15 protein-coding genes and 2 tRNA genes are annotated in these 13322 nt (G+C 64.0%); 6 read left to right on the plus strand and 11 right to left on the minus strand.

Annotated features, from left to right (window positions below; genetic code table 11):
* Positions 1 to 29 precede the first annotated feature (29 nt).
* The 3 genes from CJ014_RS03275 to rpsF form a co-directional block, all read right to left on the minus strand.
* A complete protein-coding gene (locus CJ014_RS03275) occupies positions 30 to 971 on the minus strand; it encodes a hypothetical protein (protein ID WP_100079061.1) in 942 nt (313 codons plus the stop codon).
* 180 nt (positions 972 to 1151) lie between these two features.
* Positions 1152 to 1400, minus strand: a complete 249-nt coding sequence (gene rpsR, locus CJ014_RS03280) for a 30S ribosomal protein S18 (protein ID WP_084632951.1) — start codon at positions 1398 to 1400, stop codon at positions 1152 to 1154.
* 2 nt (positions 1401 to 1402) lie between these two features.
* Positions 1403 to 1849, minus strand: a complete 447-nt coding sequence (gene rpsF / locus CJ014_RS03285) for a 30S ribosomal protein S6 (RefSeq protein ID WP_100079062.1) — start codon at positions 1847 to 1849, stop codon at positions 1403 to 1405.
* A 351-nt stretch (positions 1850 to 2200) separates the two neighbouring features.
* Here rpsF and CJ014_RS03290 point away from each other — a divergent pair, with 351 nt between their 5' ends.
* A complete protein-coding gene (locus tag CJ014_RS03290; protein ID WP_100079335.1) occupies positions 2201 to 3337 on the plus strand; it encodes a hypothetical protein in 1137 nt (378 codons plus the stop codon).
* A 147-nt stretch (positions 3338 to 3484) separates the two neighbouring features.
* On the opposite strand, the gene CJ014_RS03295 is transcribed toward CJ014_RS03290, so the two are convergent.
* Together CJ014_RS03295 and CJ014_RS03300 are read right to left on the minus strand one after the other, a co-directional pair.
* The gene (locus CJ014_RS03295; RefSeq protein WP_100079063.1) at positions 3485 to 3898 is read right to left on the minus strand and encodes a type II toxin-antitoxin system VapC family toxin; all 414 of its coding nucleotides are present in this window, start codon (positions 3896 to 3898) and stop codon (positions 3485 to 3487) included.
* Positions 3895 to 4158: an antitoxin gene (locus CJ014_RS03300; protein WP_100079064.1), complete on the minus strand. Its 264-nt coding sequence runs from the start codon at positions 4156 to 4158 to the stop codon at positions 3895 to 3897. The genes CJ014_RS03295 and CJ014_RS03300 overlap by 4 nt, the downstream gene beginning before the upstream one ends.
* Positions 4159 to 4634: 476 nt before the next feature.
* Between CJ014_RS03300 and CJ014_RS03310 the strand changes: the two genes are divergently transcribed.
* On the plus strand, positions 4635 to 5171 hold the full coding sequence (locus CJ014_RS03310) for an isochorismatase family protein (RefSeq protein WP_100079065.1): 537 nt from the start codon (positions 4635 to 4637) through the stop codon (positions 5169 to 5171).
* 7 nt (positions 5172 to 5178) lie between these two features.
* Here CJ014_RS03310 and CJ014_RS03315 read toward each other — a convergent pair whose 3' ends face one another.
* From CJ014_RS03315 to CJ014_RS03325, 3 genes are all read right to left on the minus strand, one after another.
* Positions 5179 to 5376 carry a hypothetical protein gene (locus CJ014_RS03315; protein ID WP_100079066.1) on the minus strand — a complete coding sequence of 66 codons (198 nt, stop codon included), beginning with the start codon at positions 5374 to 5376 and terminating at the stop codon, positions 5179 to 5181.
* A gap of 140 nt (positions 5377 to 5516) precedes the next feature.
* Positions 5517 to 5593: transfer RNA gene (locus tag CJ014_RS03320), tRNA-Asp, on the minus strand.
* 388 nt (positions 5594 to 5981) lie between these two features.
* Complete coding sequence (locus CJ014_RS03325) at positions 5982 to 7994, minus strand: lytic transglycosylase domain-containing protein (RefSeq protein WP_100079067.1); 2013 nt, start codon at positions 7992 to 7994, stop codon at positions 5982 to 5984.
* A gap of 229 nt (positions 7995 to 8223) precedes the next feature.
* On the opposite strand from CJ014_RS03325, the gene dapA reads away from it, so the two are divergent.
* The 3 genes from dapA (at position 8224) to CJ014_RS03340 (ending at position 9757) form a co-directional block, all read left to right on the plus strand.
* On the plus strand, positions 8224 to 9099 hold the full coding sequence (gene dapA, locus CJ014_RS03330) for a 4-hydroxy-tetrahydrodipicolinate synthase (protein WP_100079068.1): 876 nt from the start codon (positions 8224 to 8226) through the stop codon (positions 9097 to 9099).
* Between the two features lie 13 nt (positions 9100 to 9112).
* Positions 9113 to 9595, plus strand: coding sequence for an SsrA-binding protein SmpB (smpB, locus tag CJ014_RS03335; protein ID WP_100079069.1), 483 nt, complete (start codon positions 9113 to 9115; stop codon positions 9593 to 9595).
* 72 nt (positions 9596 to 9667) lie between these two features.
* Positions 9668 to 9757: transfer RNA gene (locus CJ014_RS03340), tRNA-Ser, on the plus strand.
* Here CJ014_RS03340 and CJ014_RS03345 read toward each other — a convergent pair.
* Genes CJ014_RS03345 through CJ014_RS03355 form a run of 3 tightly spaced genes read right to left on the minus strand, consistent with a single transcriptional unit; the run spans position 9743 to position 12041 of the window.
* Positions 9743 to 11377, minus strand: a complete 1635-nt coding sequence (locus CJ014_RS03345; RefSeq protein ID WP_100079070.1) for a recombinase family protein — start codon at positions 11375 to 11377, stop codon at positions 9743 to 9745. The two genes, CJ014_RS03340 and CJ014_RS03345, sit on opposite strands and share 15 nt — an antisense overlap.
* Positions 11374 to 11763: an HVO_A0114 family putative DNA-binding protein gene (locus tag CJ014_RS03350; RefSeq protein WP_100079071.1), complete on the minus strand. Its 390-nt coding sequence runs from the start codon at positions 11761 to 11763 to the stop codon at positions 11374 to 11376. Before CJ014_RS03350 ends, CJ014_RS03345 begins: the two co-directional genes overlap by 4 nt.
* A 20-nt stretch (positions 11764 to 11783) precedes the next feature.
* Complete coding sequence (locus CJ014_RS03355) at positions 11784 to 12041, minus strand: hypothetical protein (protein ID WP_100079072.1); 258 nt, start codon at positions 12039 to 12041, stop codon at positions 11784 to 11786.
* A 503-nt stretch (positions 12042 to 12544) separates the two neighbouring features.
* On the opposite strand from CJ014_RS03355, the gene CJ014_RS03360 reads away from it, so the two are divergent.
* Entirely contained in the window at positions 12545 to 13321 is a 777-nt protein-coding gene (locus CJ014_RS03360) for a sigma-70 family RNA polymerase sigma factor (protein ID WP_245427030.1), read from the plus strand.
* Position 13322 lies beyond the last annotated feature (1 nt).

The following is a 13322-nucleotide window of genomic DNA, read 5'->3' on the forward strand; positions in this document are numbered from 1 at the left end:
CGTCGCCGCCGTTTACGGGGACGGGGCCGTCAGGCGCCCGGTCGTTTATTGAGCCGCTTGGCCCTGAGGCCGAGCGGACCGTCGAGAATGCCGGCGATGGCCAGCGGAATGAGCGGGATGGAGAGGACGAACGTGGCGCCGTAGGTGACGCCGAGGATCAGCGGGGCGGCCGGGTTGCCGCGCACGAAGACGTGGAGGACGGCAAATCCCACCATGGCAAAGCCCATGCCGGCCGCGCCGGCGACGACGCCGGCAATGAGGCCGAACGAATTGTCGAGGCCGGCAAGCAGCGCCGCGACCACGAACACGCCGGCCATCCACAGCGGCAGCGAAAGCGTCTCGGCGATGGCGTCGTCGCCGCGCTTCAGCCGTCCGGAGAGGCGCACGACGCGGCTGCCCAGCCAGAGATTGAACGCCGTCAGCACCAGCCAGAACATGGCGAGCGCGAAAGGCATCAGACGCATGTAGACGAGCAGGGCGGGCAGCAGGTCCTCACGCGTCGGCGCGCCCGGTTCGCCGGAGGTCTGCCCCATGGCGACCAGCATGTCGGCGACGTCGCTGGCCGTTGCCTGGATGTCGAAGCCGATGATCATGCCGACGCCGACGATGGTGGCGGCGGTGATCAGCACCATGGCCAGAAATACGCGGCCGAGCGGATACCACTCGAAGGTCCGGCCCTCGGCGTCGAGCGGCCGGCCGAGGCCGACGAGATAGCCGTAGAAGGCCATGGGGCCGGCGACCACCAGGGCATGCAGCAGCGCCGCCTTCCAGGATATGAAAACCCACAGGCCGACGAGGCCGGCAAGCACGGCGGCGACGCCGGCCAGCGTGCCCCAGCCGATGGTGACGATGGCGATGGGAAGCGCGGACATGAAGAACAGCGGCGTGCCGAGGGCACCGCCACTTGTGACGGCCGCGAAAAGCAGGGCGGAGGCGGCACCCGCTGCGATGCCGAGAAGAAGTCCGTTCACGTTTATCTCGCTGTCCCGCGCGATCGCCGGCAAGGGCGACCGATGCTGTGATCGACGGCCGATGCCGCCGGGCGGTTAGGGGTGCCGAGCCTGATGGCCGCATCCCAACTTTGCAGGAACGGCGCCGCGACCACAATCGCGACGCCGAAAATCTTATACTGCGCCCTCAGGCGCCCGTCATCACTTGATGATGAACGGCAGCAGGCCGAGGATGCGGGCGCGCTTGATCGCCTGGGCGAGCTCGCGCTGCTTCTTGGCCGACACCGCGGTGATGCGGGAGGGAACGATCTTGCCGCGCTCGGAGATGTAGCGCTGCAGCAGACGCACGTCCTTGTAGTCGATCTTCGGGGCGTTGGCGCCGGAGAACGGGCAGGTCTTCCGGCGGCGGAAGAACGGACGGCGAGCGGCGGGGAGGGAGGTGATTTCCATGATTATTCCATATCCCCAGCTTCGGTTTCACGACGGGGCGCACGATCACGGCGCGGGCCACGATCGCCACCACGGAAGCCGCCACGATCGCCGCGGCCGGCGGGGACGCCGTCGCGCTCGTCACGATCGCGCTTCTGGAGCATGGCCGACGGGCCTTCCTCGAGCTCGTCGACGCGAATGGTCATCGTGCGGAGGATGTCTTCGCTGAGGCTCTCCTGACGCTCCAGTTCGGCGACGGCGGCGTGCGGCGCGTCGAGGTTGAACAGGACGTAGTGGGCCTTGCGGTTCTTCTTGACGCGGTAGGCGAGGGCGCGCAGGCCCCAGTTCTCCACCTTCTTCACCGCGCCGCCATTGCCTTCAACAAGGGCCTTGTACTGGTCAGCGATCGCTTCCACCTGCTGGGCGGAAACGTCCTGGCGGACCAGGAACACGTGCTCGTAGAGCGCCATGTCGGTACTGCCTTTCTCGGTTCATTGACCACCCGGCGCCAAGCCTCTGCGAACCCTCCGAAAGGCTCCACAGATACGAGATCGAGAGCGGAGACACGGGAAGACGATCCTTGTTCCGGGATCAGAGACCTCGCCTCGCGACGCGGCCACCTTCCGTTCAGCCCCCAGCCGGGTATCGTACGTTTTGCACGATGGCGGGCTCATACAGGAAACGGGCAGGTGCGGCAAGCAAAATCGGGCTTTTCGTCCTGCTTCCAGTCGCCGGCTCGGCAAGACCGGATATGGACGTGGACCATAGCCAAACAATGGGTGAAGATGATCCCGTCCGAACTTTTTCAAGCGGCCGTGCCCATGAGCGAATATCAGTATTACGAATTCCAGGCTATCGACCGGCCGCTCTCCGCCGCCGACCGTGAGGCTTTGCGGGCCTTGTCGACGCGGGCGCGGATTACGACCAGCAGCTTCGTCAACGCGTATGAATGGGGCGACTTCAAGGGCGATCCGGCCAGATTGATGGAGGCTTGGTTCGACCTGCACCTCTATCTGTCAAACTGGGGTTCGCGGCGGCTGATGATCCGATGGCCGGCGCGCACGGTTGATCGCCGTCTGCTCAATGCTTTCCTGGGCGAGGTCGATACCGCCGAGTTGCGCCTTGTCGGCGAAAACCTGATTCTGGATATTGCTTTCGAGGAAATGGATCTCGAGGATTGCGACGATGGCTCGGGCTGGCTCGCGGCGCTGGCGCCCTTGCGCGCCGATGTCCTCAGCGGCGACTTGCGGCTGTTCTATCTGATCTGGCTGAGCGCGGTCGGAGCAGAGGTGTTCGACCCCGATGAGTTGGAACCCATGCCCGGCATCGGGCCGATGACCGCTGCTCTCGACGCCTTCGCCGAATTTTTCAATATCGACGCCGACCTGGTCGCCGCCGCCGCCGAGCGCCCGTTCAATCCTCATGCCGCCATGCCGTTGTCATCCGAGGCCGTCAGAACGACGATTTCCTCGATTCAGGACGAGGAAAAAGCCGACTTGCTGTTACGCCTGTTCGAGGGCGATCCGACTGTAACGGCCGATTTGCGCGCCCGCGTCCACCGGCACCTGCGCTCCGAAGCCGAAGTCCAGCCGGTCGAGGCCCGCACGGTCGGCGAATTGCAGACCCGCGCCAGCGCGATCCGCCACGCCCGCGAGCGGGCTTTGGCGGAGGCTGCGGCAGCCGCGGACCGGAAGCGGGAGGCGGAAGCCAAGCGCCTTCGCCGTCGTCGCCTCGATGCCCTCGCCAAGCGTGGCGAAAACGTCTGGCGGGAGATCGAGGCCGAGATCGAACGCGGCAACGCATCCGGCTACGACAAAGCCGCCGCTCTTCTCCTTGATCTCAGAGCAATCGCCGACGAAAAAAATACGAGCGAGGATTTCGCCCGGCGCCTGAGAGCCGTCCGAGAGCGCCATTCCCGAAAAGGGCGCTTTATCGAACGATTGAATAAACTCGGATAAGCTTCTCGATGACGATACGCAGGCGCGCAAACTACGATGCGCTCGGTATCGATGCTGCCTCGACCCTCGGGTCGGGACGTTCTTTCAGCGCCTTGCGGCATGCAATGCTGTTGCCCGATGGGCGACCGAACCGGCCGCTTGAACCATTCAGTTTGGTCCACTTGTCCAGTCGTCTGTCTTCAGAGGCGCGGAAACGCGAGCGAATGCCTTGTCGCGCGTGACAAGGGTTGCATCGGCTGCAACCGCATGCGCCGCTATCATCATATCCAGGGGAGCGAGGGTAATGCCCTTGGCTTCGCAGGCTGCTCGCAGATCGCCATATGCTTGCGCCACATCATGATCCCAAGGCAGAATATCGACGCGAAGAAGGAATTGCCTGACCCGTTCCGACAGGGCCTTGGGATAGCCCCGCTTGGCGAGACCGTAAAGCAATTCCCCTTCGGTGACGGATGAAATGACGATATCTGCCATGGGAAGCGAGACAAGGCGATCGATGATTTCGGGACGGTCGCCCTTGATGACATGGCTGGCGATGTTGGTGTCGAGCATCCAGGCCGTCATTCCTGCCAGCCCTCGAACGGATCGCGATCTTGGGAATTCTGGTTGCGATCAGCCGCGCCCATGAAATCTTCCGGCACCTGATCCTTGCCATAGAGTTCGAAGAGGCCGTCCCATGAATCCGGCTTGTACGACAGGATGACGTCGCCGGTTGCGGGATCGCGACGCACGAATACCTCTTTTCCTTCGAAGCGGAATTCCGCGGGGAGCCTGACGGCCTGGCTGCGGCCTGTCGTGAAAATCTTGGCTGTTCTCGTTGGCATAGCGGCCTCCGGCTTTCTGATAGCTATCACGATATATACCTCATCTGATATCTATCAAGAGAGATATCATGCGGATTCGCCACCCTTTCGCCTTGCTGGCCGTCACGGACCTGGCACCATCGCCGCGTCGACCACGCAATCGTACCATTCGTCCGCATGCGGGATCATGTGGGCTCGCAACGCCTGTCGATAGCGCGTCAGTCCACCCTCTGAGCGACGGGGCGATCTGCGGGAAGGTCGGGCTTTATCGTAGTTGGCGTAAAGTGGCGCGGCTGACGGAATGAGATTCGAACTCACGGAGGGCTTGCACCCTCGGCGGTTTTCAAGACCGCTGCCTTAAGCCACTCGATCAATCGTCTTGAGCCTTGCGCTGCCGGAAAATGCGGCAGGGGACCGGGATTTGCCCGGATGGTCAAGGCCGCCGCGCCATGATTGGCTGGCCTTCTTTTATGAAGCAAGCGGCAGGGAGGGCCGACATGGACGTGATGCTCGTCGTCGACATGCAGGTCGGCCTTAGGGAGGGGGCGCCGAAATACGATCTTCTGGGCGTCGTCGGCCGCATCAACGCCCTCGGTGTCGCCATCCGCAAGCGGGGTGGGCGGGTGATATTCATCCAGCATGCCGGCGCGGCGGGCGACAGGTTCGAGCCGGGCACGCCGGGCTGGCGCTTCCTGCCGGAGCTCAGGCGGGCGCCCGACGACCTGGTGGTCACCAAGACGCTCAACGATCCGTTCCATGAAACCCCGCTGTCGGAAATCCTCGACAACCTCGGGGCGAAGCGCCTGTTCGTCACCGGCTGGGCAACCGATTTCTGCGTCGACGCCACGGTGCGCCGGGCGGTGACGCTCGGCCGCCCCGTCGTGCCGGTTGCCGACGCGCATACGGTATCCGACCGGCCGCACCTGCCGGCGAAGGCCGTTATCGAGCACCACAACGCCATCTGGAGCGGCTTGATTGCGCCCGGCGGCGTCGAGGTCCTGCCGGCGCACGCCATCCTGAACGGCGGCGTTTGACCGGCCATCAGGCCGCGAAATCGTCGCCCAGTTTCGGCAGGACTTCCTCGCGCCAGAGCCGCCTTTCCTCGTCCGACAACGCCGCCTCGCCTTCGCTGACCACTTTCTGGGCGGCGAGGTAAGCGTCCGAGCCTTCCCGCAGATCCCCGCGGTCGACCAGCACCAGCAGCGCTTCCGACAAGACGAGATTGGAGTGTTCGACCATGGGAAATATCCTCCGCTATTGATGAGGCGGAGGCATAACGCTTTGCAGGCACGAAAGTTCCAGACGGGGCGAAACCCTTCTAAAGTCAAATATGAGAAGCATCGCGCAACGCAATGATTTCAAATTGATTTTGGAAGAAGTGGCGGGAGTGACGGGGCTCGAACCCGCGACCTCCGGCGTGACAGGCCGGCACTCTAACCAACTGAGCTACACCCCCGCTGGGCCGTATCGTACCGCTCGCTGTCTTGCCGGCAGCGCCGCGTTCCGTGTTGGTGAGCGGTGAATTAGGGGATGCCTCCGGGGAAGTCAAGCGGCCTTTTTCGACTTTTTGGCGGGTCGGCACGGCACTCCCGTGAATGTGGCGGAATCCTCCTGAATTCCCTTGGAAATTTCCTTTGGTGGTTGCCGCTGGGGCCGCTGTCCGGGGCGTCGTGACGCCGTCGCGGGGCTTTGCCGGCGAATCCGGTCCGCCTTGCCGCGCCCCTTCAAGGAGATAAGCCGGCTCGTAGCCGCAGCCCGGGCGAAACGCGCCTTTCCACTTCGTCGGCGATCGCTTCGTGGGGAGCACGGAAATGATAACCAACAGTGCCAGGACGATGTGCGTCTCAGCCGCCGCGCCTCAGGTCGTTGGCGATGGCCAGCCGGGCGCCATCGAGACGCTCGCGATAGACCTGGATATTCTCCAGCACGCGCTGCACGTAGTTGCGCGTCTCGCCGTAGGGGATGCTCTCGATCCAGTCGACCGGATCGACGCCGGGATTGCGCGGGTCGCCGAAGCGCTGCACCCATTCCCGGACCCGGCTCTTGCCGGCGTTATAGGCGGCAAACGTCAGGATATAAGAACCACTGAACTCGTCCAGCAGCTCGCGCAGGTGGGCGGCGCCCAGCGTGGCGTTGTAGCCGGGGTCGCTGGTCAGCCGGTCCTTGGAGAATTTGACGCCGATCGTCTTCGCCGTGTTGGCGGCCGTGGTCGGGATCAACTGGAGAAGGCCGAGGGCGCCGGCCGACGAGCGGGCGCGCGGATCGAAGGCGCTCTCCTGACGGGCGATGCCGTAGACCATCGCCGTTTCGACCAGCTTCTGGTGGCGGGCGCTTTCGGGAATGGCGTCGAGCGGGAAGGCGAGCCGCTCGGCGCCAAGCCCGCGATCGGCCGCGAGCTTGCCGATTTGCAGCGCGAGGCGGTGATCGCCCTGGCTCTCGGCGAAATTCGCCAGCAACGCCACCTGGCCGCCGGTGGGTAGCGTCTTCGCCAGTTCGAGATAAAGAAGGTTGGCGTCGCTTTCCCGGCCGGACCTCAGCAATTGCACCAGCACGCGGGCGAGATCGGTGCGGGCAAAGGCGGCGCGGTCGGCGTCGGTGGGCTTCGGCGCCGGCGGCAGGCCGAGGGTCGGCAGGCCGAGCTTCACCCGCGACAACTGGCCGTAGAAGGTGAAGGCGTCGGCCGCGGCGCGACCGTAGCGGGTGCGCGCGTTGCCGGCGTTGCCGGCCGCCTCCTCGGCGCGGGCGATCCAGTAGTTGGCGCGGGCGCGGGAAATCGGCTTCTGCGACACCTTCTCGAGTTCGCCGAAATGCCTGAGCGCCGCCTGCGGATCCTTCAGGAAGCGCAGCGCGTACCAGCCGGCATGGAAATGGGCTTCCTGCAGCGTCGTCTCGTTGCCGCCCGCCTGGCTGGCCACTACCCTGTAGGCAAGGCGAGTGCTGTTCTTCTCCATGAGGTCGCGCGAGACGATGCGCCGTTCCACCCACCAGTCGTTGCCGTGCAGCACGGTGGCCTTGGCATCGACGGACAGGATGGCCTTGGCCGCCTCTTCCGGCCGGTCGGCGCGGCGATGCCATTCGGCCACCGTGAAGGCGTAAAGCGGATCCTTGCGCGCGGCTTTCGGCACGGCGTCGAGCTTGCGGCCGGCGTCGGCACCGCCGCGCAGCACGGCGGTGCGGGCCGCCGCGAGGGCGGCATAGCCGTCCGGCAGGTAAGGGGTCAGCGCCGACGCCTGGGTGACACGATCGGCATACATCAGCATGTCGTAGCGCGCCTTGTGCTGGGCGCGGGTCAGCACCTTGCCGAACTCGGCGATCACCGCCTTGTCGTCGGCCGGCGACAGCGGCTCCCGCGCCCACCAGGCGCCGAGCAGCGCCGAGGCGTCGGAGGTGCGGCCGACGGCGATCAGCGCGCGGGCCAGCGACTTGATCCCCTTGTCGGAGATCGGCACGGAACCGGCATAGGCGGCGATCTCCTCGGCCGGGGCGAGGTTCATGTCCGAGAGGGCCTGCTCGGCGCGCCGGCGCATCAGCTCCACCGAGGGCCAGTCGGGCCGGCGGCGGGCGAAATCGGTGATGGTGGCCGGCGTCAGCCCTTGCGCGCCGCGCCGGATGGCCATCCAGGTGACGATGTCGCGGTCGAGCTCGGGCAGGCCGGCGGCGATCGACAGGGCGCCGGCGAGGTTTCTGGAATCGAGGGCGTCAAGGGCCGAACGCAACCCGTCGACGCTGCTTTGCGACAGGTTCGGCAGCGCGCCGGTGATGTCGGCGGCGGGGGCGGCAAGGATCGGCGACGCTTCCGACAACACGGCCGGCAGGGCGATCAGCAGTGCGGCAACGAGCGAAGGCGTCTTGAGCATGGCAACCCTCATCAATTGAAAATTAACTTCAAGATGTCGCCATTTTGTTGAGGAAACCTTGACGCCGCCGACGGAGGGAAAGCGGGCGGAGTCTGTGACACGTCTTTGTGGCAAATTTCCACAAAGGCGGGCGGAGCTGTTGTCCTGCGCCCGTCCTCGCCTTATTGTCCGCCGGCTGCGGACCGGGGTGCACTTTCGCATCCTGCGCAGTCCATCATGAAGAGGGATCATGTTCAAGGGATCGATCACCGCGCTCGTCACGCCTTTCCGCGACGGCGCCATCGATTGGGAGGCCTTCGAGGCTTTCGTCGACTGGCAGATCACGGAAGGCAGCCACGGCCTGGTTCCGGTGGGAACCACGGGCGAGAGCCCGACGCTCAGCCATGACGAGCACAAACGGGTGGTCGAGGCCTGCATCAAGGTGACGGCCGGCCGCGTGCCGGTGATCGCCGGCGCCGGCTCCAACAACACGGCCGAGGCCATCGATCTCGCCCAGTTCGCCGAGAAGGCGGGGGCGAACGCGCTTCTGGTCGTCACGCCCTATTACAACAAGCCGAACCAGGAGGGCCTCTACCGGCACTTCAAGGCGATCAACGACGCCGTCGGCCTGCCGATCTTCATCTACAACATCCCCGGCCGGTCGGTGATCGACATGTCGGTGGAGACGATGGCCCGGCTCAACGAGCTCAGGAACATCGTCGGCGTCAAGGACGCCACGGCGAAGCTGGAGCGTGTGTCCGCCCAGCGGCAGGCGATGGGCCCCGGCTTCATCCAGCTATCGGGCGAGGACGGCACGGCGCTGGCCTTCATGGCGCACGGCGGCCACGGCTGCATTTCGGTGACCGCCAACGTCGCGCCGCGGCTTTGCGCCGAGTTCCAGAACGCCTGTCTGGCGGGCGACTTCGGGCAAGCGCTGTCGATCCAGGACAAGCTGTTCCCGCTGCATCATGCGCTGTTCATCGAGCCCAACCCGCAGGGCGCCAAATACGCCCTGTCGCTGATCGACAAGATGCGCAACGAGCTGCGCCTGCCGCTGGTGCCGGTGGCGCCGTCGACGGAAGCGGCGCTGCGCAAGGCGCTCGAGCACGCCGGCCTCCTGAGCTGACGGACGACAGGTGATGGCGCAGAAGAAGAAAAAGGCCGATCCCAACCGGAAGATCGTCGCCGACAACCGGGCGGCGCGCTATCACTATGCGCTCGGCGAGAAGCTCGAGGCGGGCATCATGCTGGTCGGCACGGAGGTGAAGAGCCTCAGGGCCGGCCGCATCAACCTCGGCGAGGCCTACGTCGGCGTCGCCGGCAGCGAGGTCTACCTCTACAACGCCCATATTCCCGAATATCTCCAGGGCAACCGCTTCAACCACGAGCTGAGGCGGCCGCGCAAGCTGCTGCTGCATCGCAAGCAGATCGACCGGCTGATCACTTCGATCCAGCGCCAGGGCATGACCATCGTGCCGCTCAGGCTCTATTTCAACGAGCGCGGCATGGCCAAGTGCGAGATATCCGTGGCCGAAGGCAAGAAGCTGCACGACAAGCGGCAGGCGACCAAGGAACGCGACTGGAACCGCGAAAAGGCGCGGCTCCTCCGCTTGCGCGAGTGAGCGCCGGCCTGGAGCGAATCCCTTGCAAAGCACCCGAAAAGCCGACATGGTCGCGGCGCGCCGGCAAGCGCAGGACGGATGGCCGAGTGGTTTAAGGCAGCGGTCTTGAAAACCGCCGAGGGTGCAAGCCCTCCGTGAGTTCGAATCTCACTCCGTCCGCCATTTCAGTCCGCCTCTGGGCACGCCACTCGCCGCCGATTGCCGCCCTTGACCAGCAATAAGCGTCCTCAGCAGCTCCGATTTTGATCCCACGATGCGAATTGCGTCGTCTGCGACCTCGACGCGCTGCGCCAGCGCGCGCAGGTGATCCCGCCGATAGCCGCCCTCGTGGCCGCGAATGCGCTCCCGCGCGCGGTGGGCAAACCCTTCGATCATTGCGGGGCTGAGGGTGCTGTGGCCGGGATTTTCGAGCAGGGCCTGCGCCCGATCGGCGTCGGCCCGCGCCTGATCGCGGAGAACCTTCAGGCCAGCGATCCGCTCCTTCAGCGCCGGGTCGTCCAGATCGGCAACGCCCGCCTCGATGGCGTCATAGAGCCGCTTGAGACGCGATTCCGATTCGGTCGCCTGCCGCTGTAGAGAGGCAATGTGTTCGCGGCGCCGCTCGGCCTGATCCTCGCGGCGTCCAAGAATGCTGCCAAGCAGCTTTTCCAGACGGTCGGGATCGAGCAAGCGGTTCTCGATATGATTGATCACCATGTCGTCGAGCTTGTCCATGGGGATCGCGCGGCCCTTGCAGCCGGTTTCGCCCTGCCGCGCCTTGATCGAGCAGGCGTAGTAGCGGTAGCGGCCGCCCTTGCCGGTGCGGATGGTCATCGCGCCACCGCAATTGCCGCAGTAGCAGATGCCGGTTAGCAGGGTCGGCCCGATGACGACGCGGGCAGGCAGCTCGGTTTTCGGGTTGCGGGCCTGTAGGAGCTTCTGCACCGCGTCGAACGTCTCGCGGTCGATGATTGGAGGAACCGGGACGACAACAATGTCGTCGGGCGATTGCGCGTCATTGTGCTTGCTGCGCCGTCCCCACTCGTGTTCGCCGATGTAGGTGCGGCGGGTCAGGACGCGATGGACCTGACCGATGCCCCAACGCCCACCGTCGCGGGTGAAGATGCCCTTGCCGTTAAGATGCTTGACGATCGCCTTAACTCCCATCTGGCCGGATGAGCCTTCGCCCTCCAGCGCGAGGCGGAAGATCAGGCGAATGGTGTCCGCATGCAGTGGGTCGAGTTCCAGCTTCTTCTTGGTCTTCGTTCCGCGTTGCTCCGCTGCCACGACACGGTAGCCGACAGGCGGTAGCGCGCCATTCCAGAAGCCCTGCCTCGCATTCTCCTTCAGCGCGCGCGTGACGTGCTTGCCGTTTTCCTTCGACTGATATTCGTCGAACAGCGCCATGATCCGCCGCATCATGTCGTGGATCGGATCGTCTCCCAACTCTTGCGTGATCGAAATGAGCCGGACGCCGTTCTTGGCGAGCTTCCGGTAGTAATATTCCATGTCGAAAGCATCGCGGAAGAAGCGCGAGAAGCTGTGAACCAGCACGACGTCGAACGGCGCGGGCTTCGAGGTGCCTTCCTCGATCATGCGTTGAAACTCGGGCCGGCGATCGTTCGTCGCGGTGTTGCCCGGCTCGACAAACACGTCAACGAGCTGGTAGCCGCGCGCCGCGCAATAGGCTTCACCCTGCTTGCGCTGGTCGGGGATGGACACGTCATGCTCGGCCTGACGGGCAGTCGAGACGCGCAGGTAAAGGGCCGCCCGCACGGCGACGTTGGGCGATTGTGCGTTCATTTGCGGGTTCCTTTCGACTTGCGAGGCTCGATCAGGGGCAAGACCAGCTCCACGCGGTCATGAATGACCTTGGGGACCAGCTTGAGTCCCTGGCCCTTCTCCATGCGGACAAGGCCGAAACTCTCCATCTTCTTGAGGGTGCGCGAGACATTGGGGGTGGCGCGTCCTGTGATCCGCGCCAGTTCGTCCAGCGAGCCAGGCTTCTGTTCATGGATGATGCGCAGCAGCTCTCGATTGCTCGCCGAGAGAAGCCGGGCGAAGGACTCGGTGGATGCGAACCAGACGGTCGGCTCGCCGGGCGCCGGCTTTTCCTCGCCGCGCCCGATCCGCATGGAGCGGGCCTTCATTTCTTCTGGTTCGGCGATCCCAACTTTCAGAGTCGTCACGGCAATTGACCCTGTTTACGTCAGGGTTTATCATTATCATCACGAGATAATATGTTCAAGCCTTTTGGAAGTTCGAGCGCCCCGAACATCTCGTCGAAAACATCGGCGAACCAGCGCTCAAACACTTGAATCTCGGCCTCGGTGATCGGCACTTCATCGGGCCAGTCGTCTATGACCGGCAGCTTCTCGACATCGAAGACATGCGGTGGGCTTCCACGCGGCGGGCTGATGCGCGGCGCGGGATCGTCACTATAATCGTAAAGATCGTCAGGTAGCATTCTGGGGTCCGGCTGGTGTGGGCGGCCCCGTTGGGTGCGGCGGCGTTCTGCACACATGGAATCCTCCGTGGTCCGCTGGAATCCGGTGGCTGGAAGCCCCGGAATTATGCGGACCATGGAGGGGGATCGGTGGTGTGTAGCGTGCCGCATTTACACCTGTGCGCTGGCGGCACCCCACGCACTGTTCAGATTTTTTGCTGAACCGGCGCCGCGAACATAACAAAAAGAATCAGACCAAGAATGCTCCCCGAGCGGCACAGGCTTGCGCGCGGCCTAATATCGCTGCCCAAGGTGTCAATGCCGACACGGATATCCAAGCTGGTGTATTGTTCAGGGGCTTCATCGTCAATTTCCTTTGCAGATTGATGCTTGCTCGCTACCCTCAACCGGAGAACCGAGAGTAAGCGTGATGCGGCTGTCAAAGCATGCACTTGGTCTTATGTAGGGCGACGATGCGATCTGCCTGCGACCGTTGAACCTGCGGCCATGCAACTCCCGTCTGCTTGATCGCCCGCGTGCCTATCGGGATTGCCGCGCAAAATCTCGATCGCATGAGGGGGAAACAGGTGCGCGCCCCGTATAAGGTGCAAGAGCCGGGAAAAGCGAGCAACGCACATGCGGGCACAGGAATTGGCAGGCCATGGCGGGAGATGGAATTCGAATGGGACGCGCTCGCGCTGCTGATCAAGTGGAATTTGGGCGCGGGCATGGTCGAACCCCGGGCTTATAACAAGGCTACTGATGACGAGCTCCTGTTCTGGTCGGCGCAAGGAGACCGGAGAGCCTTCGATGAAATCGTTGTTCGTCACGGTTCGTTTGTTCTAAGCGTTGCAAGCCGCCTAATCCCAAATTTTCGCGATGCTGAGGACATCGCCCAGGATGCAATGGTCAAGGTGTGGCATCAAGCTGACCGCTTTAACCCAAAGCGCGCTCAGTTTAGAACTTGGATTTACCAGATCGTCGTCAATCTCTGTATTGATAGCCGCCGCCGTAAAAAGCCGGAATCCCTTCCAGAGAACTTCGACGCTGTTGACCCGGGAGCCGCAGCAGACGAGATTTTGTCGAATGCCGAGCGCGATGCCGCCCTGGTTGCAGCTATACGGGCATTGCCTGCCAGCCAGCAGGCCGCGATGATACTCGTCTACGAGGAAGGTGTATCCGGCGCTGAGGCGGGACGTATTCTTGGCCTGTCTGCCAAAGCAATAGAGCGTCTGCTTGCCCGTGCTAGAACCACACTTCGTGAACGATTGCTGGCACAGCATGATAAACAGGGAGAATAGC

The sequence above is a fragment of the Pleomorphomonas carboxyditropha genome, assembly GCF_002770725.1.
GTDB lineage: Bacteria > Pseudomonadota > Alphaproteobacteria > Rhizobiales > Pleomorphomonadaceae > Pleomorphomonas > Pleomorphomonas carboxyditropha.

Bases quoted from the DNA above. Each gene is read 5' to 3' on its own strand.
- CJ014_RS03355 (WP_100079072.1), bottom strand. From the start codon at position 12,041: ATGCTACCTGACGATCTTTACGATTATAGTGACGATCCCGCGCCGCGC.
- CJ014_RS03290 (WP_100079335.1), top strand. From the start codon at position 2,201: ATGAGCGAATATCAGTATTACGAATTCCAGGCTATCGACCGGCCGCTC.
- CJ014_RS03315 (WP_100079066.1), bottom strand. From the start codon at position 5,376: ATGGTCGAACACTCCAATCTCGTCTTGTCGGAAGCGCTGCTGGTGCTG.
- smpB (WP_100079069.1), top strand. From the start codon at position 9,113: ATGGCGCAGAAGAAGAAAAAGGCCGATCCCAACCGGAAGATCGTCGCC.
- rpsF (WP_100079062.1), bottom strand. From the start codon at position 1,849: ATGGCGCTCTACGAGCACGTGTTCCTGGTCCGCCAGGACGTTTCCGCC.
- CJ014_RS03295 (WP_100079063.1), bottom strand. From the start codon at position 3,898: ATGACGGCCTGGATGCTCGACACCAACATCGCCAGCCATGTCATCAAG.
- rpsR (WP_084632951.1), bottom strand. From the start codon at position 1,400: ATGGAAATCACCTCCCTCCCCGCCGCTCGCCGTCCGTTCTTCCGCCGC.
- CJ014_RS03325 (WP_100079067.1), bottom strand. From the start codon at position 7,994: ATGCTCAAGACGCCTTCGCTCGTTGCCGCACTGCTGATCGCCCTGCCG.
- dapA (WP_100079068.1), top strand. From the start codon at position 8,224: ATGTTCAAGGGATCGATCACCGCGCTCGTCACGCCTTTCCGCGACGGC.
- CJ014_RS03345 (WP_100079070.1), bottom strand. From the start codon at position 11,377: ATGAACGCACAATCGCCCAACGTCGCCGTGCGGGCGGCCCTTTACCTG.
- CJ014_RS03310 (WP_100079065.1), top strand. From the start codon at position 4,635: ATGGACGTGATGCTCGTCGTCGACATGCAGGTCGGCCTTAGGGAGGGG.
- CJ014_RS03300 (WP_100079064.1), bottom strand. From the start codon at position 4,158: ATGCCAACGAGAACAGCCAAGATTTTCACGACAGGCCGCAGCCAGGCC.